The organism is Alteromonas sp. LOR (genome assembly GCF_000753865.1).
In the GTDB taxonomy this organism is placed as follows: Bacteria; Pseudomonadota; Gammaproteobacteria; order Enterobacterales; family Alteromonadaceae; genus Alteromonas.
The window spans coordinates 153,805-179,489 of sequence record NZ_JQFW01000010.1; the positions used below are offsets into that span (position 1 = coordinate 153,805).

28 protein-coding genes are annotated in these 25,685 nt (G+C 40.7%); 16 read left to right on the plus strand and 12 right to left on the minus strand.

The window, feature by feature from the left end; translation table 11 throughout:
* The 10 genes from JV36_RS0104515 to JV36_RS0104555 form a co-directional block, all read left to right on the plus strand.
* Nucleotides 1-383 (plus strand): hypothetical protein (locus JV36_RS0104515; RefSeq protein WP_200883133.1); only part of this gene is annotated, 383 nt, incomplete at its 5' end.
* A gap of 89 nt (nucleotides 384-472) precedes the next feature.
* Nucleotides 473-1,483 (plus strand): alpha/beta hydrolase family protein, encoded by a 1,011-nt coding sequence (locus JV36_RS0104520; RefSeq protein ID WP_032095632.1) that lies wholly within the window; start codon nucleotides 473-475, stop codon nucleotides 1,481-1,483.
* Nucleotides 1,484-2,404: 921 nt separating this feature from the next.
* Complete coding sequence (trpS, locus tag JV36_RS0104525; protein ID WP_032095631.1) at nucleotides 2,405-3,427, plus strand: tryptophan--tRNA ligase; 1,023 nt, start codon at nucleotides 2,405-2,407, stop codon at nucleotides 3,425-3,427.
* A gap of 335 nt (nucleotides 3,428-3,762) precedes the next feature.
* Nucleotides 3,763-4,959: a hypothetical protein gene (locus JV36_RS0104530; RefSeq protein ID WP_032095630.1), complete on the plus strand. Its 1,197-nt coding sequence runs from the start codon at nucleotides 3,763-3,765 to the stop codon at nucleotides 4,957-4,959.
* 137 nt (nucleotides 4,960-5,096) lie between these two features.
* Complete coding sequence (locus JV36_RS0104535) at nucleotides 5,097-6,617, plus strand: type I restriction-modification system subunit M (RefSeq protein ID WP_032095629.1); 1,521 nt, start codon at nucleotides 5,097-5,099, stop codon at nucleotides 6,615-6,617.
* Complete coding sequence (locus tag JV36_RS0104540) at nucleotides 6,607-7,854, plus strand: restriction endonuclease subunit S (protein WP_032095628.1); 1,248 nt, start codon at nucleotides 6,607-6,609, stop codon at nucleotides 7,852-7,854. Before JV36_RS0104535 ends, JV36_RS0104540 begins: the two co-directional genes overlap by 11 nt.
* Nucleotides 7,851-8,480 carry a GIY-YIG nuclease family protein gene (locus tag JV36_RS19060; RefSeq protein ID WP_235207767.1) on the plus strand — a complete coding sequence of 210 codons (630 nt, stop codon included), beginning with the start codon at nucleotides 7,851-7,853 and terminating at the stop codon, nucleotides 8,478-8,480. Before JV36_RS0104540 ends, JV36_RS19060 begins: the two co-directional genes overlap by 4 nt.
* A gap of 24 nt (nucleotides 8,481-8,504) precedes the next feature.
* Nucleotides 8,505-8,720, plus strand: coding sequence for a DUF4357 domain-containing protein (locus JV36_RS19845; protein ID WP_235207768.1), 216 nt, complete (start codon nucleotides 8,505-8,507; stop codon nucleotides 8,718-8,720).
* Nucleotides 8,721-8,840: 120 nt separating this feature from the next.
* The gene (locus JV36_RS0104550) at nucleotides 8,841-12,161 is read left to right on the plus strand and encodes a type I restriction endonuclease subunit R (RefSeq protein WP_235207769.1); all 3,321 of its coding nucleotides are present in this window, start codon (nucleotides 8,841-8,843) and stop codon (nucleotides 12,159-12,161) included.
* 4 nt (nucleotides 12,162-12,165) lie between these two features.
* A complete protein-coding gene (locus JV36_RS0104555; RefSeq protein ID WP_032095626.1) occupies nucleotides 12,166-12,975 on the plus strand; it encodes a M48 family metallopeptidase in 810 nt (269 codons plus the stop codon).
* A 192-nt stretch (nucleotides 12,976-13,167) separates the two neighbouring features.
* Here the strand turns inward: JV36_RS0104555 and JV36_RS0104560 are convergent, their stop codons facing one another.
* The gene (locus JV36_RS0104560; protein ID WP_235207770.1) at nucleotides 13,168-13,698 is read right to left on the minus strand and encodes a GmrSD restriction endonuclease domain-containing protein; all 531 of its coding nucleotides are present in this window, start codon (nucleotides 13,696-13,698) and stop codon (nucleotides 13,168-13,170) included.
* Between the two features lie 385 nt (nucleotides 13,699-14,083).
* Here JV36_RS0104560 and JV36_RS0104565 point away from each other — a divergent pair, with 385 nt between their 5' ends.
* From JV36_RS0104565 to JV36_RS0104590, 6 genes are all read left to right on the plus strand, one after another.
* Nucleotides 14,084-14,296: a hypothetical protein gene (locus JV36_RS0104565; protein ID WP_032095624.1), complete on the plus strand. Its 213-nt coding sequence runs from the start codon at nucleotides 14,084-14,086 to the stop codon at nucleotides 14,294-14,296.
* Between the two features lie 237 nt (nucleotides 14,297-14,533).
* Nucleotides 14,534-14,746: a hypothetical protein gene (locus JV36_RS0104570; RefSeq protein ID WP_032095623.1), complete on the plus strand. Its 213-nt coding sequence runs from the start codon at nucleotides 14,534-14,536 to the stop codon at nucleotides 14,744-14,746.
* Nucleotides 14,747-15,245: 499 nt separating this feature from the next.
* Nucleotides 15,246-15,908 (plus strand): hypothetical protein, encoded by a 663-nt coding sequence (locus JV36_RS0104575; protein ID WP_032095622.1) that lies wholly within the window; start codon nucleotides 15,246-15,248, stop codon nucleotides 15,906-15,908.
* A gap of 341 nt (nucleotides 15,909-16,249) precedes the next feature.
* On the plus strand, nucleotides 16,250-16,495 hold the full coding sequence (locus JV36_RS0104580; RefSeq protein WP_032095621.1) for a hypothetical protein: 246 nt from the start codon (nucleotides 16,250-16,252) through the stop codon (nucleotides 16,493-16,495).
* A gap of 136 nt (nucleotides 16,496-16,631) precedes the next feature.
* A complete protein-coding gene (tnpA, locus tag JV36_RS0104585; RefSeq protein WP_052010126.1) occupies nucleotides 16,632-16,943 on the plus strand; it encodes an IS66 family insertion sequence element accessory protein TnpA in 312 nt (103 codons plus the stop codon).
* Nucleotides 16,944-17,242: 299 nt separating this feature from the next.
* Nucleotides 17,243-17,476 carry a helix-turn-helix transcriptional regulator gene (locus JV36_RS0104590; protein WP_032095620.1) on the plus strand — a complete coding sequence of 78 codons (234 nt, stop codon included), beginning with the start codon at nucleotides 17,243-17,245 and terminating at the stop codon, nucleotides 17,474-17,476.
* Nucleotides 17,477-17,525: 49 nt separating this feature from the next.
* Here the strand turns inward: JV36_RS0104590 and JV36_RS0104595 are convergent, their stop codons facing one another.
* From JV36_RS0104595 to JV36_RS0104650, 11 genes are all read right to left on the minus strand, one after another.
* Nucleotides 17,526-18,107: a 3'-5' exonuclease gene (locus JV36_RS0104595; protein WP_200883134.1), complete on the minus strand. Its 582-nt coding sequence runs from the start codon at nucleotides 18,105-18,107 to the stop codon at nucleotides 17,526-17,528.
* A gap of 597 nt (nucleotides 18,108-18,704) precedes the next feature.
* On the minus strand, nucleotides 18,705-19,757 hold the full coding sequence (locus JV36_RS0104600) for a hypothetical protein (protein ID WP_032095619.1): 1,053 nt from the start codon (nucleotides 19,755-19,757) through the stop codon (nucleotides 18,705-18,707).
* Nucleotides 19,758-19,917: 160 nt separating this feature from the next.
* Nucleotides 19,918-20,277, minus strand: coding sequence for a hypothetical protein (locus JV36_RS0104605; RefSeq protein ID WP_032095618.1), 360 nt, complete (start codon nucleotides 20,275-20,277; stop codon nucleotides 19,918-19,920).
* A gap of 80 nt (nucleotides 20,278-20,357) precedes the next feature.
* The gene (locus tag JV36_RS0104610) at nucleotides 20,358-20,678 is read right to left on the minus strand and encodes an energy transducer TonB (RefSeq protein ID WP_032095617.1); all 321 of its coding nucleotides are present in this window, start codon (nucleotides 20,676-20,678) and stop codon (nucleotides 20,358-20,360) included.
* Nucleotides 20,679-20,799: 121 nt separating this feature from the next.
* Entirely contained in the window at nucleotides 20,800-21,093 is a 294-nt protein-coding gene (locus tag JV36_RS0104615) for a HigA family addiction module antitoxin (protein WP_032095616.1), read from the minus strand.
* Entirely contained in the window at nucleotides 21,093-21,371 is a 279-nt protein-coding gene (locus JV36_RS0104620) for a type II toxin-antitoxin system RelE/ParE family toxin (RefSeq protein ID WP_032095743.1), read from the minus strand. The genes JV36_RS0104615 and JV36_RS0104620 overlap by 1 nt, the downstream gene beginning before the upstream one ends.
* 139 nt (nucleotides 21,372-21,510) lie before the next feature.
* Nucleotides 21,511-21,789, minus strand: coding sequence for an Imm32 family immunity protein (locus JV36_RS0104625; RefSeq protein WP_032095615.1), 279 nt, complete (start codon nucleotides 21,787-21,789; stop codon nucleotides 21,511-21,513).
* 334 nt (nucleotides 21,790-22,123) lie between these two features.
* Nucleotides 22,124-22,735, minus strand: a complete 612-nt coding sequence (locus JV36_RS0104630; RefSeq protein ID WP_032095614.1) for a tyrosine-type recombinase/integrase — start codon at nucleotides 22,733-22,735, stop codon at nucleotides 22,124-22,126.
* Between the two features lie 200 nt (nucleotides 22,736-22,935).
* Nucleotides 22,936-23,337, minus strand: a complete 402-nt coding sequence (locus tag JV36_RS0104635) for a type II toxin-antitoxin system death-on-curing family toxin (RefSeq protein ID WP_032095613.1) — start codon at nucleotides 23,335-23,337, stop codon at nucleotides 22,936-22,938.
* A 347-nt stretch (nucleotides 23,338-23,684) separates the two neighbouring features.
* On the minus strand, nucleotides 23,685-24,161 hold the full coding sequence (locus tag JV36_RS0104645) for a TIR domain-containing protein (RefSeq protein WP_032095612.1): 477 nt from the start codon (nucleotides 24,159-24,161) through the stop codon (nucleotides 23,685-23,687).
* 12 nt (nucleotides 24,162-24,173) lie between these two features.
* A complete protein-coding gene (locus tag JV36_RS0104650) occupies nucleotides 24,174-25,601 on the minus strand; it encodes an SIR2 family protein (RefSeq protein ID WP_032095611.1) in 1,428 nt (475 codons plus the stop codon).
* Between the last annotated feature and the right edge of the window lie 84 nt (nucleotides 25,602-25,685).

The following is a 25,685-nucleotide window of genomic DNA, read 5'->3' on the forward strand; positions in this document are numbered from 1 at the left end:
ATGCCATGATGAAATTTGTGCTTTTTTTACTTCTATTTGTCTCATTCAGTGGATGGTCATGCGAAAGGCTTATCGGAACTTATAAAAGTGTAAGTGAAACGCATTGGAATTTTGAATTAAGAATTACAGCAGATAGCGCCTTTCTTAAATACACGGATTATGTTTCTGGAGTTAAAGATACTAGAACTGACTACACGGTCGAATCTGAAGGATATTGCGAAATAAGTGACAATGGCTATTTATTAGTTTTCGCACATCGGAGTTTTGAGATTACTTATAGTAAGCAGCTAACCCATAGCTTTTTTGGTGGAAAGGGCGAATCTGAAGGAATTTCGGGAGAATTCATTGAAGGACAAATTGTACATTTGTGGAAGGGCAAATAACAAAATGATGAAGACGGATTTGTCACAAGAGCGGTGCCAAACCGCTTATCAAAATTGTTAGAAGTTTCAATCACCGACATGGAGTTCATGTGAACAAATACCTATTAATAATCTCTTTAGCTATTTCATCGTTTAGCACTCAAGCATCAAATTTAATCAATGATGAACGAGTTATAGATCAAAAAAGCTGCTTTACTTGGATTTTTACTGATTACGCTTCATGGCGTAATGCCATGGAGAAAAAATTCAAAAGGAAAATCAAATCAGACGAAAAGCTTAAACAAGCCTTGACTCGGTTTGATTCGCGTTTCGGCAAAGAGAAATTCGATTTTTATCAGAGTAATTTGTCTTGTTCTACCTTTAATTATTTTGTCGATGGAAACACTGTAAAAGGCTATGTAATTAAGCCTAAAGTATCAAAAGGGAAATTGCCTGTTTTAATTTATAACCGTGGTGGTAATGGAAACTTTGGTGGTGTCGTTTTTGGCTCAATGATGCATAATTTATTTCCTATTGCTAACGAAGGTTTTGTTATTATCGGAAGTCAATATCGTGGAACTTTCACTAAAAACTCATCAGCCCATGATGAATTTGGTGGAAATGATGTCAATGATGTAACTGCATTATTAGATTTTATCCCAAGTATTGAAGGTGCTGATGAACAACGTATTGGAATGTACGGTGCAAGTCGTGGGGGTATGCAAACTCATTTAGCCGTGAAAAAAGTAAAAAATATAAAAGCTATAGCAACTATTGCGGGTAATTCTGATTTATTAAAAGGTTTAACTTACCGCCCTGAAATGGAAAAAGTATTCAAGCACCGAATTCCTGATTATGAGAAAAACAAAGTAGCTGAACTAGAAAAGCGTTCAGTATTAAACTGGACAGCTGATTTATCGCCAAATGTCCCTATTTTACTTCTACACGGCACTAATGATAAGCGTGTATCAGTCAATCATTCTATTGATTTAGCTGCTTCGTTAAAAAAGAACAATATTCCGCACAAACTTGTTTTATATCCTGATGATAATCATGGTTTAATGCAAAACAAAGAAAAAGCAAATAAAGAATTAGTTAGTTGGTTTCGAGAGTATTTATAAAAAACTTCTAACAAGGCGTTCAAACGGACAAAAAACAGCTGGCTGTTGTTCGTGCCTCACACATTTTAGCCAGCTATTATTTGCCGCTTAACGTGGCGTTAATGTCCGCTTTAGAGTAAATAATTCAATCAAAACTAAGTGTCGGCTACGTCTGGTTATCGCTAATTGCCGTCATTAGAATCTTACTGCTCCAACTTCCGGTTTACGTACTTTTGAGCCGTTCAGTATGGTTCTTTTTTGTACCGTATTACTCGCCTAGTCATCAGGTCGCAACAAGTAGTATGATTGATTAGGTCATTAGCGGATTAGTCTGTTGCCTGAAAGCATAGAATTTTGGGTTTTAAAAGTATGATAGTTTTTTGTTAAACAACAATGGCTTCATACCACCAAGCGTGAAGGTTCATAGCCCAAATTCCTCAGCTAGACAAAAGATGGAACAGGAGATTGACAATATACTCAGCTTAACGCACCGAAAAAACTAGCAAAGCCGCATGGATGCGACGATAACTCTACACATACCGCTAACATCTATCCCCACACTGCAAAACTAAACTGTAGATTCAAGAAAGTTGTCATACTTTTCAAATACTATGCGTTATTGCTTGGCTTAAAGTGCTCTGTCGAATTCCGCTCCACAACAAAGTAACGGGCGGTAACTAGGGCTAGTATCGACACTCTTTTTCAAGGGGGGGACACATAAATTTTTCCATTCGCGAATTAGTATTTAAAGAGTTGAGTATCAAAAGGATTATTGCTAGATTACTTCTATGAAAAACAACTCAACACGCACATTTTTCTTTTGGTGGCACTCTAAATAGAGCGGCACTGAATTTGTACATTCTATAGCTGCTGGAAGGTAGCTAAGATTGTCACTTCTCTTGTATCTCCAGTAGTAACTTATTTTAGCTTGGAGATATACCCATGAATACAATACAAAATACTGATAAAAAAGAGATTATCTTAACCGGTGATAGAGCCACAGGTGCGTTACATCTAGGTCATTATGTCGGTTCTTTAAAGCAACGTGTAGCTTTACAGGAAATTCATGAGCAAACGATTCTAGTTGCTGATATGCAAGGCCTTACTGATAATGCTCATAATCCAAAAAAAGTGTCATCCAATATTTTAAATGTCGTTGCAGATTACCTAGCTGTTGGCATTGAACCATCTAAAACAACTATTTGCCTACAATCACAACTACCAGCCCTTGCTGAATTGACTATGTATTACAGCAACCTTGTAACAATTAGTCGGTTAGAACGAAATCCGACTGTCAAAAGTGAAATCCAAAACAAAGGTTTCGAACGGTCTATCCCCGCTGGTTTTTTAACATATCCGATATCTCAAGCGGCTGACATAACGGGCTTTAACGCAACATTAATTCCTGTTGGGGATGACCAACTACCAATGCTTGAACAAACTAATGAGATAGTGAGAAAGCTTAACTTAATAGCAGGGCGTATTGTTTTGAATGAATGTAGACCTCTATTAAGTAATTCATCACGTTTACCCAGCGTGGATGGGAAAAATAAGATGTCGAAGTCGATGGGCAACGCCATTAATCTTGGGGCTACCGAAAAAGAGATATCCTATGCGGTCAAATCAATGTATACCGACCCCAATCACTTAAGAGTCGAAGATCCCGGCAATATCGAGGGGAATGTTGTGTTTACCTATCTCGATGCTTTTCATACTGATAAGGACTACATAAGCCAGCTAAAAGAGCACTATCAACGTGGCGGTCTTGGCGACGGTACAACGAAAAAAGTGCTGGAAGAGTGTTTGCAGGACATGCTCCGGCCAATAAGACAGAGAAGAACAGAGTTTTTACACGATAAAGCTCAACTAGTTGATATTTTAGTCGAAGGAAGTCAAATCTCTAGAGATAAAACAGAAAAAGTACTTTTCGATATTAAGAGTGTTTTTGGACTTAATATTTTCTGAAAAAACTGTTTTAAACATTCGAAATCGAGAAGGTAATCGGCTGGACCTCTTCAAACTAAAGATTACTTCTCACGTTCTTAGGCAGAAACAGTGAATATCTGGATGAATACTAAAATAAGTTTTTATTAGCGGCATTTTTAGGAGGCATGAACTTGTCGATTTTGGAGATGATGATTCATTATCTTCCTTTAGAAGTCTCTGTAGGATAAGATCCTAGAAGTGCGCGCCGCGTCAGCACAATTTAATAATTTAATATTTATGAACTGACCTTCTATTCTCGTGGCTTACTGAATCCAGCGGCTGGGTAAGACAGAATCACCTCGTAGGATCAGTGTATGCATAATTCGATTAAAAAAAAACCATTCGACAATCTCAATCTGAAAACAATAAGAAAAGAAGTTTCAGCAGTCTGTGAAGTTTATAACCAGCTATCCTCAATAAGACTTGCAGAAAAAGATCTTTTAAACTCTTTTGCTAAAAGTTTTGGTTACAAAAACTGGGAACAGATTGTCTCCGTCAATAAATCGAGACGATACTATTTGCCTTTCTCTTTTCATTTCAGATGCCACGTTGCCGCTATTATCAAGAACTTGATTCAGGAACTCCCGAAACATGTTGAGCAAGATATCTTGTTAATAGCCGCATCTTTCAATGAACTTTCAGTAACAAATGTGAGAAATATATTTAAATTTGAAACCAATTGTCCACTAGACGGAGAATGTAAACTTTATTGGTTTACTGACAACTTGAATAGTCCTTTGAAGTATCTCGCTGAATCGCCAAGAGCAGCAATACTTCGACGGGAAGGTATATTTTTCAAACATTTCAAAATTCTTTGGCCAGAAGTTTCGGTCTGGTTGCAACGTAAATTTGACCTTCGGAATAATTCAATTCTAATGTTCGCAGAACCCATTTGGTGGAGATATTGTGATCACCTATCTGCAGATTTTTTACAAGATGACGTCGGGCATTGGGAAGTCGATTTTATGAAAAAAGGATTAAAACGGACTTGCTATCATCCAATAAGTGCTCCAAGCAAAGGAAGCTCGCTCGCAGAGTCGCTTCAATTTGATGAGTTTGGATTGTTTGACCTTGAGCCTGTAACGCTCGACGAAACACAATCCATAGAAGTGGATTTGTTGCAATGCTTACAGTTTTGGAAGTCACTGCCACATGTTACTAACATAAGAATTACGTTTAGTGAAATGTATGAACATAAGCTAGAGCATTCTTTAAGAAGCTTATTAAGCGATTATCTCGCACAACACAACCAAGAAATAGAAGCGAAAAGAAAGCAACTAACAAAGCTTGATTTAACGGGTGCTTACTCGAGTTTTGAAGAAAGATTGGTTAAAAATGCAGGAAGAACAAAAATTTATAATGAAGAATGGATAGAACAAAGTGAACTTGAAAAGTTTAAAGAGATAAATACATTGATACAATCTGAGCTTGCTAATCAGGGCATGCTGCAGCCTAAAGCCGCCATTGACGCCATAGATAATTACAAGAAAGCTTTTTATCGTTTTGGCTAGCATCTAAGCGTCAAAGCAAAAAGCTCACTGTTACCTATTTCTTGAAAATGGAACGCTTTCTTCTGCTATCATCGAATAATTTATTACCTCAATGAACCGCTATGCGGATTACTTAAAATAAGGAATGCAATTAGATCATGAGTTCCTCTATGCGAATCAATCAGGACGATATAAACAAAGCAGTATGGTCCGCTTGTGACACGTTTCGCGGCGTTATCAGTGCCGATACCTATAAAGACTTTATACTCACCATGCTTTTCTTAAAGTATATCTCGGACGTGTATAAGGACGATTACAACCGTTTGGTAGGACAATACGGTGATAATCCTGAACTCATTAACGCTATGGTGTCGAAGCAACGTTTTGTGTTACCAGAAGGTGCAAGCTTTTGGGATTTGTATGAAAAACGCTATGAGCCCGGTAATGGTGAGCGTATCGACAAGGCCTTGCATGCCATTGAAGAAGTTAACGGAAGCAAGCTTAAAAACGTATTCCAAGACATCAGCTTTAACACCGACCGCCTAGGCCAAGAAAAGCAAAAAAACGACTTACTGCGCCACTTGTTAGAAGACTTTGGTAAAGACATTTTAAACCTAAGCACAGAGCGTGTAGGTAGCTTAGATATTATCGGTAATGCCTACGAATACCTTATTAAACACTTTGCGGCTGGCAGTGGCGCCACTGCTGGCGAATACTACACGCCCCCAGAAGTCTCGACACTTTTAGCAACCGTTTTGGCGCCAGTTGAGGGTGATGATATTTGTGACCCTTGCACAGGTAGTGGCTCATTGCTTTTAAAATGCGGCGCTATGGTACGCAAAAACTCAGGTTCGAAGAAGTATGCGTTGTATGGACAGGAAGCTATTGGCTCTACATGGGCATTGGCTAAGATGAACATGTTCCTACACGGCGAGGACAACCACAAAATCGAATGGGCCGATACTATTCGTAACCCACTACTGCTAGATAAAGACGGCAAAGGCTTATTGCACTTTGATGTGGTAACCGCTAATCCCCCTTTCTCTTTGGATAAGTGGGGCCATGATGACGCCAGTAATGACCCATATGGCCGTTTCCGCCGTGGTGTGCCACCAAAAACCAAAGGCGACTACGCGTTCATCACTCATATGATTGAAACGCTCAAGCCTGAAACCGGCAGAATGGCGGTAGTTGTGCCGCATGGCGTACTATTCAGAGCATCGAGCGAAGGCAAAATTCGTCAACAACTGATTGAAGAAAACTTGCTAGACACCGTAATCGGTTTGCCAGAGAAGCTGTTCTTCGGCACAGGCATTCCCGCCGCAATTTTGGTATTCAAAAAGCATAAAACAGACAACAATGTTTTGTTTATTGATGCCAGCCGTGAGTTTAAATCAGGCAAAAACCAAAATCAGTTAACTGACGATAATATTCAAAAGGTAATCGACACCTACAAGGCACGTGAGAGCGTTGATAAATACGCCTACCTTGCCAGTTTTGACGAAATAAAAGAGAACGACTTTAACCTCAACATCCCCCGTTACGTTAATACCTTTGAAGAAGAAGCGGAGATTGATTTAGTGGCAGTGCGCACTGAGCGTCTCCAGCTAAAAAGTGAGATGCAAACTCTTGAAGCAGAAATGGAAGGCTACTTAAAGGAGTTGGGTTATGGTGCCTAATGGATGGGAAAAAGGTGTAATAGAAGATATTGCTAAAGTTTCTTCTGGTGGAACCCCTAGTAGGCAAAATGATTCCTTTTGGCTTGACGGTCAAATACCTTGGGTAACAACAACTGAGGTACAGTTTGGTATTATCAACGAAACAGAGCAAAAAATAACTGAGGAAGGACTTAAAAATTCATCAGCGAAACTTTTTCCAAAAGACACTATTTTAATGGCCATGTATGGCCAAGGAAAAACACGTGGTCAAGTTGCGAAACTAGGAATTGAAGCTTCAACAAATCAAGCGTGTGCAGCATTATTACTCAATGATGGCTTTGAAGTTGACTATTACTATCAATATTTAGTCAGTCAATATGAAAACATTAGAGAATTAGCTAACAGTGGCGGCCAGCAGAATTTGAGCGCTGGAATTATTAAAGGTATTCATGTCCCAATTCCCCCAGTCGCTGAACAACGTAAAATCGCCAAAATCCTATCTACATGGGATAAAGCGGTTAGCACCACTGAGCGCCTAATCGACAACAGCAAACAGCAGAAAAAAGCCCTAATGCAACAACTGCTCACTGGCAAAAAGCGCCTACTTGATGATTCGGGTAAACCGTTTGAGGGTGAGTGGGAGGAGGTTAAACTTGGTGACTTGTCGTCAAAGGTTACTAAAGGAACAACACCATCGACAAATGGATTCAGCTTTCAACAAGACGGAATTAATTTTGTAAAGGTTGAATCGATTTCTTCGTCAGGGCGATTTGATAGGTCTAAGTTTGCATATATTGATAACGATTGCTACGAATCATTTAAACGCTCCCAATTAGAAAAGGATGACATTTTATTTTCTATCGCAGGCGCATTAGGTCGCACAGCGTTAGTTGATGAAACAATTCTTCCAGCTAATACCAACCAAGCTTTAGCGATTGTCAGGCTCAACAGAACGCGAACTGTACACCGATACATTATTTATTTCCTAAACTCTCCAAGAATAGCCTCTGTTATTAAGGGGCTAACGGCAAAGGCTGCTCAACCAAACTTAAGCCTAAAGGATGTGAATGGTTTAACAATATTACTGCCGTCACTTGAAGAGCAGGAAAAGATATCTACTGCTCTTTTTAACGCAGACAAAGAAATTGAACTATTAGAACAACAGCTTGCTGACTTAAAGCAAGAGAAAAAAGCACTGATGCAACAATTGTTAACTGGCAAGCGTAGAGTCAAGGTGGACGATGAGGCGGTCGCATGATTTCGCAAAAGCGACCTCGCACCATCCAAATCTTTTTGCCGACGGGCGACCCTGCAGGTATTCGCATAGCAGAAAAAACTACGTCGATTATTCGTGTAATTGAAGTGCCTAGAAGCGATATCGCTGAGTTTGTAAAAATGCCGGAAGCCAAACAGGTTGGCCTGTATTTCTTAGTGTCTGGCGATAGCAAAGACGAACTCTATGTCGGGCAATCGGGCGATGTAGGCGCAAGACTCACTCAACATCACAAAGATGAGAAGAAAGACTGGGAACGAGCATTAGTTTTGGTGTCGCTCACCAATAACTTAACGCAAACCCATGCGCTGTATTTGGAATCGCTGTCGATAGAAAAAGCCCGTCAATGCCAGCGTTACGAGTTACTCAACGGAAATGGCGGCCAAAAGCCCCACACGCCCATTCCGCTTAAAGCTGACTGTGATGAAATCCATGAGATTGGCAGTTTATTGTTAGCTACACTGGGTTATCCGCTGTTTGAACCACTGACTGACCAATCTCCTACCCAAGCTGAACAGGTCTGTGTATGTAACCGTGCATCAGTCAATGCGAAGGGGATTCATACCAATGAGGGCATGGTGGTGTTGAAAGACTCTGCATCGCCTTATTAGACCAAGCGTAAAACCGATATGCGCATGATAGAAATTCGCGATAACTTATTAAGCAAGGGCGTTATCTCACTGTCAGGCAGTCACATTGTGTTTGAGCGTGATTACTTGTTCAAAACCCCCAGCGGTGCATCGGGCTTTCTGCTACTGGGTTCCTCGAACGGTTGGGTTGACTGGAAAACGGAGCAAGGCATTACGTTGCATGAGTATGAGGGCAGAACGCTTTCCTTGGCAGAGCTATAAAAATAGGCGCAAGCAAGCAGAGGTTCCTTCGGTATATCATCGTCGGTAATGTACTCGCCTTCATAGCAAGGACTTGGTATCTTTAGGCTTAAATCATCATACGCCCTGACATGCGAGTAAATGGAGAGAGTAAAGGCAATGGAAGACAACCGCAGAATGGCAGCTAACTTCAACGAAGAGTTTAGTGCAAAACTTCCCGCACTAACGCTGCTGACAAATTTGGGCTATACCTTCATTCCTCCTGCTGAATGCGAGACGCTCAGAGGTAACTTAACGGGGGATGTTAACAAAAGTACCCAGCAAGTCATCCTGCTTCCCATCTTGCGTCAATTTTTAGCAAAGCAAACCTTTTCTTTTCAGGGAAAAACGTATCCTTTATCTGAAGCGGCTATCGATAAAGTCATCCACCAACTAAGTCCTGCTATGAATCTGGGGCTATTGACAGCTAACGAAAAAATCTATGACGCCCTCATGTATGGGGTGAGTGTCACAGAATTTATCGACGGCAAAAAAGCCTCGCCCACAATAAAGTTAATTGATTGGAATACGCTAAAAAAAACCGCATTTCACTTCACGGAAGAGTATGTGGTGCAAACCGCCCCTGCTACCGGGCGACGCATTCCCGATATCGTGTGTTTTGTAAATGGTTTACCGCTTGCGGTGATTGAAGCAAAGCGCCCAAATGATGCGAGAACAGGAAAGCTCACCACTTCAGCGGGTATCTCCCAGCATTTGCGTAATCAGGGGCACGATGAAATTCCGCATTTATTTGCGTACAGCCAATTGCTGCTTTCCATTAATGGATATGACGGCTTGTATGGCACCACCGGAACGAAAGAAAAGTTCTGGGCAAAGTGGAAAGAAGAACTGATAACCGAGGCTGAATTTAGCGCATTAATCAATAAACCACTTTCTCAAGACAAGCTCGATTTACTGCTTAACCATCGCCCTGTAAACGTAAAAACTGAGTTCTTGTCATTATTGAATGCAGGAGAGCTCGCGGTAACGGACCAAGACCGGTTGTTAGTCAGCTTATTACGACCAGACCGTCTTCTCGAAATGAGTCGCTTATTCACGCTTTTCGATAAAAAAGCCGGAAAGATTGTGGCGCGATACCAACAGATATTTGGTATCAAAGCGCTCATAGAGCGCATCAGTTCGTTTGATAAGTCCGGCTCTCGTGAAGGCGGTGTTATTTGGCATACTACGGGTAGCGGTAAGTCATTCACTATGGTGTTTTTATCTAAAGCGCTGATATGGCTTGAAGCCCTTGCGCAATGTCGCGTAATCATTGTCACAGACCGCGTGGACTTGGAAGACCAGCTGAGTCGCACCTTTGCCTCTGGTGGCGTGTTAACTGACAGAGATAAAAAAGACGCCATGGCCACATCGGGTAAACGATTGGCCCAACAAATCGGTCAAGGCAACGAGCGCGTTATATTCTCCATTATCAATAAATTTGGCTCTGCCATTAAGCACGAAGAGTGCTTCAACGATAGCCCGAATATCCTTGTGCTGGTAGACGAAGGTCACCGAAGTCAAAACGGTGAAAACAATATCCGTATGCAACAAACACTGCCCAATGCCGCATTTGTCGCCTTTACCGGTACACCGTTACTCAAAGACGATAAAACAGAGAATAAATTCGGTAAAATTATTCACTCTTACACGATGCAGCAAGCAGTAGAGGATAAAACCGTCACGCCCTTGCTGTATGAAGAACGGATTCCTGAATTAGCTGTGCAGGATAAGGCCATTGATGCCTGGTTTGAACGAAGTACGAAAACATTAACCGATAAGCAAAAAGCCGATTTAAAGAAGAAATTTTCTCAAAAAGGGCAGGTTTACCAAACCGAAGACCGGATTCGCCTAATTGCTTACGACATTTCTGAACACTTCCAGAACTTCAAATACAAAGGATTGAAAGGGCAGCTTGCCTGCGACTCCAAAGCCTCAGCCATTCGCTATAAAAAAGCGTTGGATAAAGAAGGCAAAGTGACCTCTGTCGTTGCCATGTCACCACCCGATACCCGCGAGGGTCATGAAGCGGTTGACCAAGAAAGCAAAGACATCGTGCAAAACTGGTGGAAGGACAACATTGGTAAGATGGATGAAAAAGCCTACACCAAAGCCATCATAGAGGATTACGGTCATGTGGACGGGCCTGACATCATGATTGTGGTGGATAAGCTCCTGACGGGCTTTGACGAGCCTAAAAACACGGTCCTGTATATCGATAAGCCCTTAAAGGAGCACAACCTCATCCAAGCCATTGCACGAGTGAACCGTCTGTATCAAGACAAAGACTTTGGCTACCTCATTGATTATCGCGGCATTCTCAAAGAATTAGATACCACTATAGAAAAGTACCAAGACCTGGCAGAGCGCACCCAAGGTGGCTTTGACATAGAGGATATCCAAGGGCTTTACAGCCCAATGGATACCGAATACAAAAAACTCCCAACGTTAAACAGTGACGTCTGGGCGATATTTGATGGCGTCAAAAATAAACAACAATCCGCCGCACTCAGTCAGGCACTGTCACCGAAAATAGAAGATATCGACGGTCAGCTGACGGACACTAACTTAAAAAAACGCGAAGACTTCTATGCTGCATTAACGGCGTTTTCCAACTGCATGAAGGTCGCGCTTCAATCTGCGTCGTATTTTGACGATAAGTCGTTTGATAAAACCCGTGACCTATACAAACGTGATTTGAAAGCGTTTGTCGAGATACGTCAAAAGGTCAAAGAACTCTCAGAAGAAACGGTCAATTATGATGCTTATGCCGAAGACATCAGGCAATTGCTCGATAGACATATTTCGGGCGTCGATATTGTAGAATCAGATGGTGTTTATCTTATCGGCGAGATGGGTAAGACTCGCGAATCCGAAAAGATGTCCGATGATGAAGCGCGAAATCAGACCGACAAAATCACCGGGCGTGTTACAAAGATGATCCAAGATGACCTCGCTGACGATCCTCATGCACAGGCCCACTTCTCAAAACTGTTAAAGCAAGCCATCGAGGACGCGCGAGCGATGTTTGATTCCCCCGTCAAACAATACCTGATGTTTGCCGAGCTAGAAAACGATGTTGCACAACGTAAGGTCGCTGACATTCCAGACCGGTTTGTTGATGACAGCGGAAAACGTAATCGTCATGCCCAAGCGTATTACGGTCTCTTTGCACATGTCTTAGGCGATACACTTAACGATAAGCCCCACTTGAATGAAGACAAGCGCGTTGCCCTAGCGTATGACATTGAGACTATCGTGAAGGACGCTGTGGCAGAGTTTTCTATTACCCCGTCAGAGATAGAAAATGCCATTCATAATAAAACACTCCCGCTCTTATTTCATGAGGTGGGGTTAGAGAATGCCACGGTGATGGTAGAGGAAATAATACGCATAACACGTACTGGGTTATCAAAAGAGTGACACTGTGACACAAAAACACCTCGCTGCCCGTATTGGCAGTAATAACAGTGAGTCTGCTGTATTGCATTACGGTGATGAGCGTATTGAATACGACGTCATCAGGCGAAAAACGCCGACGGACTCAGCCGCTCCCCGTAGAAATGTAACCTTAAAAGTTCACCCAGACCTTAGGGTTGTTGCGACCGTGCCCCATGATGCATCGAATGATGATATTCACCAGGTTGTCACAAAACGTGCCCGTTGGATTTGGGATAACCTGAAGCAGTTTGCCGAACAGCAGTCCATGGTACTGCCAAGGCAATATGTCAGTGGTGAAACTCAGTTTTACCTTGGGCGTCGCTATGTGTTGAAGGTCAGTCCGAGTGATTCACAACGTTCAGACATCAAGCTCTTTCGAGGAAAGCTTCAAGTGACGGTCAGTGCTGCATTGTATGACGCAGAATTGTCACGACAAGCTAAGGTGAAAGGTTTGCTTAAACGCTGGTACGCCAACAAATCTCAGCAGTTGTTGACTGAACGGATTGCGCAAATGGTGACAAAAACACCGTGGGTAAAAGAAACGCCGTCATTTCGAATAATGGAGATGAAAAAACAATGGGGCAGCTGCTCGGCGAGCGGCAGTTTGTTGTTTAACCCCCATCTCATTAAGGCGCCTAAAGAGTGCATAGACTACGTCGTACTTCATGAGCTATGTCATATCGCGGAACACAACCACAGCGAGCGATTTTGGCGTTTGCTGACCCGTTCCATGCCAAATTGGACGGATGTTAAAGCCCAGTTAGACAGTATGGCTGAGCTATACTTGAATCATTAGAGCTATATAGGAATCTGCTTAAGCAAAGTTTCGAATGCTAGCTTGTTTGCTATAATTTTGTTACGCACTTCAACACTGCACGCTTAACTGTTAATCAGATTGTCAAAGTGAACTCTAACCGCTAATTTTGTTCAACAGACTCGCTATGTAATCGGATTGCTAACTCTCCCAGTGATTATAACAGTATTACAACTAGCGTTTGCACGCTTTCAACATCTTACCAACTATACGCAGTTCGCTGGGGATGTAGCGAAGCTCATATTTGTCCATAACTGTATTAAATTTTTTCAAATAATCACATCTGAATGAATGATTAGGCGGCATCCATTCGTCGGGGCCTTTAGCGCCTTTTTGTCGATTTAATGATGCCTTTACGAGTAGTAAATTATCAACATCGTTGGCAAATTGTTTTTTTCGGCTTTTACTCCACGATGCCCCTCCATGTCCATGTGCGAATTTGAGCGGTACAATGTGGTCTAAATCTAGGGCTTTTGAGTCTGTGATGGTTTCGCCACTATAAGGGTCGTGCCACGAGCCTGTTATTACGTTACATTCTTTCGTAGACATGAACTCAACACCGGATAGCGACGTTGCCAGTAACAGCTCGTGGCGAGTATTTTGGCAGTCGCCATCGCTATCACTCCAATGAGGCCAGTCACTCCTTTCATATAATACAACGAAGTCTCTGTTTTCGTTTACAGCCTCACGTAATGCTTTGTTCATCTGGCCTTTAGGTAGTCGACCACCAGAATTCAGACATGCTGTTAAGCTTTCATAAGGCGTAAAATTTTTTGTTCTGTTATATGACGAACTTGTCGCGTCGTGACAGATATTTGATGAAGACTTTTTAACGTTGACTTCATTAGTGTGTGTTTTGGCAGAGAGGGAGTTTTGACCGCATCCTGCCACCAAGATCAAAAATAAGGTAAAGAGTAATGACTTCTTGCTATTCATAAAACGTGATTAGAAAAAAACGTTGTTTTTATAATAACAGATGCATTGAAAATCGCAGTTCTCAAACTAGACCTTTGAGCAGTTACAAAACACTGAGGCAGAGGCTACTCTTTTTTAAATGTCCTTCTCCCTCTACATATGATGAGACGAAACAATGGTTGCTGAACCTACGATAGAGACTATCGCGGAAGAGTTGAGTGTTGCTTATGACATTATCCTCAACATTCTTGAGCGCTTCCCAGATATAGATACTGAGCATGCAGCAGATTGGCACCTCAATGAGGTCATAGAGCGACTGGAAAACGTGAAAGCGCATGCTGAAACGATATTTCAAACGTTTGATAAGCTCAACCTTGTTGAATATTAAGACGCAAATGCAGAACTAACAGTGTTTGATATTTGAGGTGTTGCATATCATACATATGATATGCAACATTATGATTTTATTGTGAAAAAAATTTCGTGTTGGAGCTTTTTTATGGCAGTAACGGTATTGTTGGCGTACTATTTAAAATGTTGACGATGAAGTATTGAAAGATATTAACGTTATTTGTACAGCGAGCGACGTAAGAATACGAATCAAAGTCGGGGGGAGGAGTTTTCAATGTCCGAAAGAGAATTTTCATTATCTCAGTACCCGGAAATTGCATTGATTTTTTGGGATTACAACATCGATACAATCGGAGAACGGGAACTTTTTAATCACATTCGCAATAGAATGAAATACCTTTATCAAGACTTGCTCAGTGATGAGGAAGTCGGACTCATTAACGAGCTCTGTAATAAGTATAATGACGGTATTTCTCTCCTTGGTTAGCGGTAATAATGACTTTTTAGATTACGAACTGCATTGGCAAAGAAGTACATTAAAATCAAATGGTATGAGCTAATAGTAAAACCTCGCAAACAGTGTCCTTGCTGTGGCCACATTTCACTGGCAGAGCGAGGAATCTATTTAGTTTTTCCAGTTTGTTGTTAGGAAGACGATAGACTCGATATTAATACGCTAGACATTGGGTCATGCGCATATCACGACATCACGTTGCGTCAAGCTTGACACAACTTTAGAGTATTTGGCGCGTGTGAGATAAAAGTAAAAATACTTACTGTCAGTTAAAGGAAGAAAAGCTCTGACTAGAACGACAGAATTCTTGTGCCTTGAAATCACGCTTAGAGATGTAATGAATCACGCGATGCGTGAAGTCAAACGTCAAACATAAATTGAGTTGAATGACATCGGATAAGACGTGGCGGCTCAGTAAGAGCAATAAGCTCTATGAGTCATGTGTTTAAGCTCCAATTTTCAGGACAATAGCATGTGCAAAAAAGATTTGATTTCGCTCGCGCCCAACGCAGTGAGTCTTTATCAGTCATGTGAAGATGCGGCTGGCCATAACGAAACGCAGTCGACTAACGTGATTATCCAAATGGATATCTCAGCTACGCACCCCACACTAGAGCCGATAAAAATATTGGCATCTCAAGTGTGGGTAAAAATTCCCTGCGAATCTTTTGATGTAATCGCGCGAGATTGGTGCAAAAAGCGTGAACTAAACACAAATAAATTTACGCTAGAAGAGCTTCTCAGCCAGTGCACTTTTCAGTGGCCAATAGTCGAAAAAACGCTCATTGATGGATTAGATGAATGGGTTGAGGACTTATCGCTCACTGAGCAAGTCAATGAGCGTGAACAACAAGATGAAAAAGAGGTTGTTCTTCACTACGAGAATATATTTGATGCAGTAGTTGACGATGAAGATTCAGCAAGGCTCATGCAAAAAAGCTGCAACGACCTTTTAAAACTGCGAGAAATGGGCCAACGTCTTCAGAGCGCCTTCCCGATTTTAAGCGTTATAAGTAACGAAGCGGAACATAAAAAAGCTCTAGATACCATGGAAATGCTATTGGAAGACTATGGGAGTAATTTATTGCTGATAGATGCGCTAAGCTCAGCGATTGCTCGATATGAGCAACAATGAACAATAATAGTCCGAATAGCATTAGGGTTTAAGTCTTGGAACTTGTGAAAGAGCATTGTTGATGAATAGTCTGTATATCAGGGCGATGGAGTATTATGGGAGTTCAGAGCGCAGTAAACGTTGATTGAAGACAGCAAAAATATTTGGGACGCAAGACGCCTCTGGAAATGCGTCATAATTTAGGCGGTATCAAGATGGTGAAAAACAGGTTCCTGCAACTCGAGTGCGCCATGGTAACCTAATGAACCCAAAATATTTTGTCTAGTTAATCAACACAGCTTCTTGATTTCGCAACAGCAGTATTATTGAGCCATAACATTTAATTAAGGTTTGAAGTATAAATGTCTCGTCAATTCACAAATGGACTGAAACAAAAGTCTCTTCATGTTGCGTGTGATATCGCTGGTCAATTTTATATTACCGGTTATGGCGGCATGGGCATGGAGCTTATCTCTCTCGCCAATGAGGATGGAAACGCAATAATTCTTGCGTTAATCGAAGAAGGAAGGTTATTACAAAAGGACAGCATTAGGTATTCTCCTGAGCTCGGCGTAGATTTGAAATTTTATGATTACAATGATGTGTAGTGTGTATTGGCAAATTCTCTGGAAGCAAAAAGAAAATAAGACACTGACTGCTATAGTGTGAGCGTTCGGTAATCCCCACATTCAAATCATAAATTAGCTACGGCATGGTGTTCTTTTTTTGCTAAGGAGAATGCTAATGCAGCAACACCAACGAAGAGAAGTGCAAGACTGGCTCAATTTATTTGATCAACAAAAGGAAAGTGGACTCACTGCTGTGGAGTTTTGTCGCCAGCAGCAGATTAACGTTCAAACCTATTATACCAGGCATCGTGATCTTCGGCCTCAACGAACAAACAGCAAGTTCGTTCAGGTGAAGCGTGAAGTCACGAAGGTTGAGTCATACAACAAAGAAATAGATGGCGAACTTCTTCTTAAATCGGAAAACGCTCAACTTTGCACAGCAACTAAATCTGTTGGTCTTTTTATTTGTACGGCTGCTCTGGAGTAACGAAGCTACCGCAGCTTGCCTATTTGCAAGCATCGGCCTGCTTGCATCTGTTCTCCTGTCGGATCTTGTCCTATCTGCGTCCCACTATCGTTGTAACGTGTATAGTATAGGGATTAGCCGATGATATGCCACAAGCTTTATGCTTTCTGACCTGGCGCTAAAAGCTTTATCACCAGTGAAGCAAAGGATTGCCTATTTGGAACATGTACAAACGCTGGAGGTTTAACGAAAAGCAGTAAAACTTTAATTTTGCTTAGGGTTTCTGGTAATTAAAATTTCGATAAGGTTATCTACTAACGATGAGAAGAACAAAGCACCCTGGTAAGCTTTTTCATGAATACATCCTGAAAAGAGAAGAGAATAATATTCAATGCTTCGCTGCTTTAATGAAAGTAAAAGCACCGTTGCTTCAGGATTTTATTGACGGTCAAATTAGTGTGAATGAAGATTTTGCTAAAAAGTTATATTCTGTAACGGGTATATCAGAACAGTTTTGGTTGAATATGCAATTGAACTACGACAACTCGAACTAAGAAAAATAGGGGTGAGAATAGGGGGGTTGTTAAATTAAATTAACCCACATTAAATCAGACAATAGGGCAATAACTTACATATATTTCTTGCATCATCTATCCCTCGATGATGGCTGCCCATTAACGGCTCATTGACTAATTCAAGTGCCCGCTGCATTCCCACCTTTTTTACTTTCATTTGTTTTGCAAACTCGTTTTTAAGATTAACGTGCTTAGCAGAAATCGGGTTTTTGACGTTGTGATACGCTGAGTCTGACTCAAGGTGATTTCTATCATAATTTCCCCAGCTGCAGAACACATAATTTTTGTAGCGATGCAGCCATTGCGCAAAAATTTCCGAAGCTTCAGGAAAGTGAGGGGCTTTATCTAAGTCTTTCTGTGTAATTGTTGTTAAATTTGTGCAGAACTGAGTGAGACTTGGATGTCTTACTGGTCTCACAAATATGTCAAAGCAATCAACTTCTTTGAGAGAAGTTGCGTCAACCATCACCGCTCCTATCTCAATTACTTCATGCTCTCCCTTTGGAATCGAGTCATCTTCACAACATGTACTCTCTAAATCAACAATCAAAAAATGTGAGAAGCAGTCTACATCAACCATATCGTCAGAACTCAAAAATAAAACTTTCATAAAAGGATTTAACTAGAACGTCAGGCAAACATCCTCTCCGGTTTTTAGTTACTCTAGTATTACCAAACGGTTAAACTATAAACATACGCTAGCATAAAAAACCAGAGCCTGTGTCCACGGCAATCAAATTTTACCGTACTTCTTGATGTAGATTGACAAAAAAGTATCATACTTTTATATCCTCGATGTCAAAGGCAGCTTTAGACAAACACCGGACCTTCGCTTTCCTGTGATTAGGTCTGCAAAGAACGTTTCCCTGTCACTGATGAAGATAACAGGCAGGCAGTGAAAAACACCTAACCAAGTATCAGCAAAATAACGGTCCGCAACGCATCATGGGCAGAATCAGCGCCCGGCGGCTATTAAGCACAGGCTCCCCCTCCACTATAACACTAGTGTCCTCACTTCAGTCATCTGCAAACGAAAGGTGGAGAGAACCAGACACATCTGTGTATTCTCAATATCTCACTGGCTCACCGCTATACACAAAATGTCAAAAATTACGCATTAAAGTAACACATCTTACTGCGCAAAATTATGCTTGAACGCCTTTGTTCTAAGCTTTAGCTGTTAGTTGCAATGTGTGTCTATTTAAGTTTAAAAATCACTAATCTTATAAATTTTTATACCAACATTATTTTCATGAGATACGATCAAAAAATCTTGATAGACAAATACCCCTTCAACCGTGTCTACTACATCAATCTTATATGTATTCTGGATTTCGTCATTTGAAAGTCGATAAAAGTATATGAAGTTGCTGTTAGCGATAAAAACACCTTCATTGTGGACAGAGACCCTGTTGATTGCATTTACTACCGATGGACTCGCTGGCTCTTGGAAAATTACTGGTTCTCCTAAACCATTCGAGTCGACACTCATTTTCCACACAGATGAAAATCCGGTAAAAAAGATGAAACCATCTCTGTACTCGATATCACTGCCATAAATCTCTTCAGTCGAAGAATACTCGTCTTTCAGTTCAAATTCAGAGTTAAACAATTTGATATATCTGTTTCCTGATACTCCCTCGAATACAACAAATTCACCGCTTTGAAGTGGAAAGATGTTATCTATGTAGTTGCTCGTTTGATATCTTTCTACTTCGGTACTCCCGCTTTCCTCACTAATACACAATTCCTCAAGCGTATCAGGAGACTCGCCAGAAGTTCCTCTGTCTACCCAATAAACGCAATTTCCATAAGACGCAAATATCGTTGCACTTAAATTGGGTGATGGTTGAGTGGAATACACAGCATCTAATAGGCTCCCCTCTAAACTTTGAATACTCACAGAATTCAGACCTAATATTCCAAGTAGGTCATTTGTTAGCGCCGCTAAATTATTTGCAAGAGAAGCAGTAATTTGCACTTCTGTCTCTACCAATCCGGAGCTGCTGATATTCAAAAGACTAACTCCTGCATTGTGGCTTATTGCTAGAGAGTCTTGGTAAGAAACATAGGTTCTTCCCCCTGGCAACCAAAAGGAATCCACAAAATCCACATTAATTTCGACTATTTCAGGAGAAGTTTCACTACCATTATTATTGCTTCCCGTGTCGTCATCTATGAGGGTCTCTGGGTCGCTATTTGAACCACAAGCATTTAAAAACATTAAGGAAGAAAGAAGAAGAGCTTGGGTTATGCGCATAAATACTCCGATAGCACACTCACGTTGGTATACTGGTGCTGACGACTACTCTTTTCTTTTTTACTCATAAGATCATCCATTCTAATACTCTCCTAAGGTTTTTAAATCGCGGCTATGAATTTACCTGTTAACTTTTCACTAGCGAGTGTCATAATTTTTTTCATATTTTACGCAAAGCACGATATAGCCACAAAACGAAGATACTCAATACTATGACTAAAGCATAGTCAAACATATAATTGCTTAATGTCATCAAGCTTCCGGTAATGATAAATGACGCAACGTGCCCGAGAAAAATAGAAACTGTAGATGTGAGCGCTAGAGCTGAAAAGCTAGCAAAACTTAATTTAAATGCTTGGTATATGAGAAACGGAAGGTAGATGACTGCAAGCGCCGAATAAGATACAGCCGTAAAGCTGAAGGAGTTTATCGCTATTCCCGAAAAGTTGTAAATCAACGTACCGGTAAGAAACTGAGTAACCGCGAGCATGCAGCAAAATAAGGCTAATTTTCTATTCATTTTAACGATTCCTTTCAATAACATAACACCAAATTAAGCGGCGTTGCCCGCTCTTGGGAATGTTTGCTTAAATTTCCTTGTTAACTTTCATTTTCAATATCAAATTCCAACCTAACCTTCATATCTTTTTGAACTACTGCAACTCCGTCTACAATCTTAGGTTTATACTTCCATTTTCCTAGAGCTCTTATAGCTGCTTTATCCAACATTCCCTGATGAGTAGATTTTATTACCTTAATATTAGCGACATCACCAAGCTCAGTGATGTCAAAAGATAGATCCACCCACCTTTCAGATGTCGGCGCTTCCAATAAATCTGCTTTTTTTGATTCATCTAAACTATCTGCGGTACATATCCCTACAGGCATTAATAAAGCAAAGAAAATGACAACCTTAAACATGAATAATCCTCCTTGAAAGTTAACTTTTAAATAAGGGGCGATGGCACGTAGGGTATAATAAGCGAAGCGGCCCTGCGTGTTAGCGTCTCAACGAGCGACAGCGAGTGACTTTATTTTTTTGTTAGGCGGCATGCAGATCTATTGGCTGCACATTATCCAAATTAATGTTTTGTTTCGCTTGCCAAAGTTCATAATTGTCTTGCATGCTAAGCCAACTTTCTGGGCTGCGTCCCAATACTTTTGATAGCCTTAAGGCCATTTCTGGCGTTACTGCACTTTTACCCTTTACGACACGATTTAATGTTGAAGCTGCAACACCAAGATGGGTAGCGAGTGTTCTGCAGCTTATACCATGTGGCTCCATGTAAATAGACTCAATAAATTCACCTGGATGTGGTGGGTTATGCATATTCATTAGTGATAATCCTCGTAATTTAAGATGTAAGCATTACCATCCGTGAACTCAAAAGTTACTCTCCAATTACCGTTAACTGATATTGACCAAATGTTAGATCTTTCTCCCTTGAGTTGATGGAGAGAAAAGCCAGGTAGATTAATGTCATCAATATTTCGTGCGGTATGAATTGCTGCTAATTGCATACGAAGTTTTTTCGCATGCTTAGTTTGTATGCCTGAGGTTTTCCCTTTTTCGAAAAAGAGCTTCAAGCCTTTATGTTTAAATGACTTAATCATGGCATGAGTGTAGCGCATTGCGCAACGCGGTGCAACTTGACGCCTAACACTCAAATAAGCGGCGCGCTTGCGATGCCAACACAACAGCTAAACCTAAACCGCGTCCGACTTTATTTGTTTTGTTAGGTTTCGATTTCATCTAGTCCTCTATTTTGCCAATAATTAAATCTAAATTACTTGGCACAACTTCCAAATTTGGAACTTCCACTTCATCAAAATGTTTATGGTAACCAGCAATATCACAGTTAGCTACTTCGATGATTTTCGAAGCCAAGGCTAGCAAACCGTCTTTGTCGCCAGTGACGTAAATAGTTTCATTAGCAATATCAAAGGAAACTTTGCCCGAGGGATCAGACTCACTAAATGGAATTCCATTTTTATTAAGCATGAATGTATAACTGAAATTAATCTCTTTCATAGAAACCTAACAATTTAGTAGTGCGCAAATTGCGCGTTTTTCTTCCGAGCATGTGCTTGTTTTTATCCATAGTGCCATCATTCAGAGTTTACTGAAAGTCAAAGAGTACAGAGGTTACGCTTAATAAGGGCTAAATACGTAGAGGACAAAAACGCGCGATTGGGTCGTTTTCCTGAATATAGGGGAAGGCAGCCGAGACCGTATACGTGGACAGGCATTTAACTCTTAATATGTCAATATTTTGAGCATAAACTAGCTCTTTGGGTCCATTAAGTAATAAATAATCAACTTCCGGTTTACGTACACAAGGGCTGCACAGGCAGCCCCTTACAGCCTAAACTTCTATAGATTCCGATATTTCCAAAGCGTCGTCCACCTCAATGCCTAAGTAGCGAACAGTGCTCTCTAACTTTTTATGGCCCAGCAAGAGTTGAACTACCCGGAGATTTTTAGTCTTCTTGTAAATCAGATAAGGCTTGGTTCTGCGCATTGAATGGGTGCTGTAGAGAGATGTATCTAGACCAAGTTTTTCAATCCATCCGTGAAAAATGCGGTTATATTGTCTAGTTGATATGTGCTCAGCGCTATGTATACGGGACTTAAAAAGATAATCAGAGGGTTTTAATCCAGCTTTCTTTACCCAAGCCAATATAGATTCTCCCGTGTTTGGTGTTATCTCAAATTGGACAGGACTACCTGTTTTTTGCTGAACGACATGCGTGCGCCTAAGAGCTGAGCGTCCGCAAACGACATCGGAGACCTTGAGTTTAACAAGGTCACAACCTCGTAGTTTGCTATCAAGACCAAGATTGAACAGTGCGAGATCACGCGTCCGTCCTTCAAGCTCTAAGCGAATCCGGATACCCCATATATGTGATATCTGAAGAGGCTTTTTCTGACCGATAATACGATTTTTGTTCCAAGGTGTATGGATTTGAATTGCCATAATTTGTCTCCTGTTTAATAGGAAACATAATTATGGCAGTCCGGCCAAAGTTTATGGTTTGAATAATGGTACTGACAGATTTTTTTACCGGGAATTCAGCATTGCTCAACCATCAGACTGAGAAGCTATATGATTTCTTATATACTGTGCTTTCTTTACCCTACCTGCGCAGGTATGGCCAAAGTAAACTGCATGAAATTTTAACTATTTTGATTTTGTTCAGAAATATACTGAGCATAAAGAAGGTCAGCAAAATCCGCTTCACCAATTTTGCCCACAACCAAATCTCTGATGGCATCTGCGAATAATTCGTTATCAGCAATTAATTCATAATCATTGAGAGATAAATATTCCAAAGCTACAGCGAGACCAGTCCGTTTGTTTGCATCAGGAAGCGAATGAGAAAGTGCAATAGAGGCAGCATACTTTGCTGCTATTTCGAAAACATCATTCAAGCCTAAATAAACAATAGCATTATCAATCCTGCCTAGCGCCCCCTGAAGCTTATTGATATCAGCGGCCCCCTTCATACCAGGCTCGTTTTCGAGAATGTAGGCGTTAATCTCTATAACGCGCTCGAAGGGGAAAAAAATAAGCTCCATTACATGTAAGCGAGTTTTTCGAACGTACGCTTGTGTGTTCTTAGCACTAGCTTAGTTTCGGATTTCACGATCTGTTGCCCAAACTCACCAGAGAGGTCAAGTTTCTTTCTTGCTGGAACTTTGGGGCGTTGAACAGCTTTAACACCGTAAACTTCAATTTTTGTATTCATAAATACCTCTCATAACTAGATCGATAGTATACACCTGATTTTAGGAGAAACATATTAAGCCAAGACTATTGGTATCATATGCACACATACCAAGCTAAATTGCCTCTTCAGGCAACAAAAGACAAGAAACGGACATTCAACAAAATCAGTTTTTGGATTGTTTTTAAGCTAATACGGCTATCGTCCAGCAGCCTTTGCTGCCTTTTCTATCCAAGAACCCATGTTATTGTAACCATCATCATCAATCCAATCATATGTTGGATAAGTAATTGTTTTTCCGGCGCTTTTGAAAGTCCATTTATCAAAGGGATTTTTTCCCTTTGCACTAGTGTTGCCTCTGCTGTCTTTTTTCTTATGAATATAAATACCCAACATGCCATTTCCCTTCTTATGGCTTTCCGTTATCTCGTAGTCAATCCACTTTTTGCCCACTGTATCCGAACCGATTAAAACTACGGTAACAGACGTCCCTTTCATCTGCTCGGAAATCCACTTCTCGATATCCGCATCCTTCTTCTTCTTTACCTCTTCCCATTTCGCGGTATCAAAAAAACCTGATGCCTTTCGATTTTGGGTTAACCAGCTATTTCTAATACTTGCCGCTCGCCAGTTATCAGCCTTATACCTGAAACTAAAGAATGTGTGTCTAGCCATTAATTATTCCCTTTACATCAATTTAATAATTTTAATCACTGATTCGATTAATTCTTCAGACTTTATTTTACTACTGCCAATATCTGAGAAGAGTTGTTTCATCTCAGCTGAGTTCATAGTAGATTTTTGAACTTCTAAATTTCTCTCGTTCCATAGTTCTTCCGCCATGTAACCAGTAGCCCCAACTGGAATCAAAAATAGTCCTTTACTCTTAGCAATTTCATATTCTTCGCGCATACCGTTTGACAATACAGTCCTATCTCCAGCAGACTTATTTCCAAATAAAAATAATGCGATTCCTGCATGATTTATCATATCGTCTCTATACTTCGTCCATAAAATAGGCAAAGGCGATTTTCCTTCAGTAGACTGAGGAAAAGGGCGCAAAACAAGTTGATCTTCTATTTTAGCTTTTGGGCTAGTGAAGGTTTCCTCCAGTACGCCAGATATCACAGCACTTCCAATTCCCAGCCCAAAGCCAGAAACAACACGAACACCTTGTGATACTAGTTTTCGACTTAACTCATACACAAATTTTAAGGCGTCGTGTTCGCCCATCTCACCATACTCACAGGCTGCCCCTGATACAAAAACAGTATTAGATTTGTAGTTTTTTTCTAACTGTCTCAATAACTCTGTGATTTCAGAAAAATCGTCAACAAGAATTGTTTTTATATTGAACCGCTCCAAGTCTTTTATAAAATACTCTTGCTTCCTCTGTCGATATTCAAAATCAGCTATTTCTTCGGAGTGTTCTTTTTCAATACCTTTTATAAAGCAATAATGACGTCGTTGGTTTCCCTCATAAGCAACTCGAACTCGGCTTAGTATGTAATCCAAGTTTGGATCTGTGAAACTAAATCCAATAAATATGAATGTTTTTGATATCAGATCGCCTTTTAAATTGGCTAGATATTGATCCATCTTGACGTGATATTTCTCATAGTCATCCTTAGTCAGGACAGCTTGATTTGGGTGATCAACATCACCATGCATTTTATAAACGACCGCGTCACGTTTCGGCTTGGTAGTGGACAAGTGCTCTTTTGTATATTTTACATCTGCTATTTTTCCAGAGTTATCAAGAGCACTTTCAATAATCTTGTCATAATTTGTTGTCCAGTAAGTTCTAATTGGCAATCTACAAAGTATCTTATGATTTTGTGTTTCTGAAGCGTCTCTTGAAAACTCTTCTATAAGCCTTTGATTTAGCTGACTTCTGTTGTTGGCGTTATCATTGCAATGAAACTGCGCTAGAGCTACTAAATCACTTTCTCTATCTACATCTAACCCAAGTTCATCTGCGATTGGTCGTAACAATTCGGACCAGTTTACGAATCCTAATCCCGCGGACATTCCAGCCCCAGCAAAAACGGCTACGTTTTCATTAAGTAGCTCTTTACCCACATCCCTTAGAAAGGCTTGTTTTTTTAAATCCATTACCAGTGTCTCAAATTAATTCAATCTTTTGGGGCATATCTCAGCATACTTTGATTTCATCGTAACACTCACTGAACTGTCAAG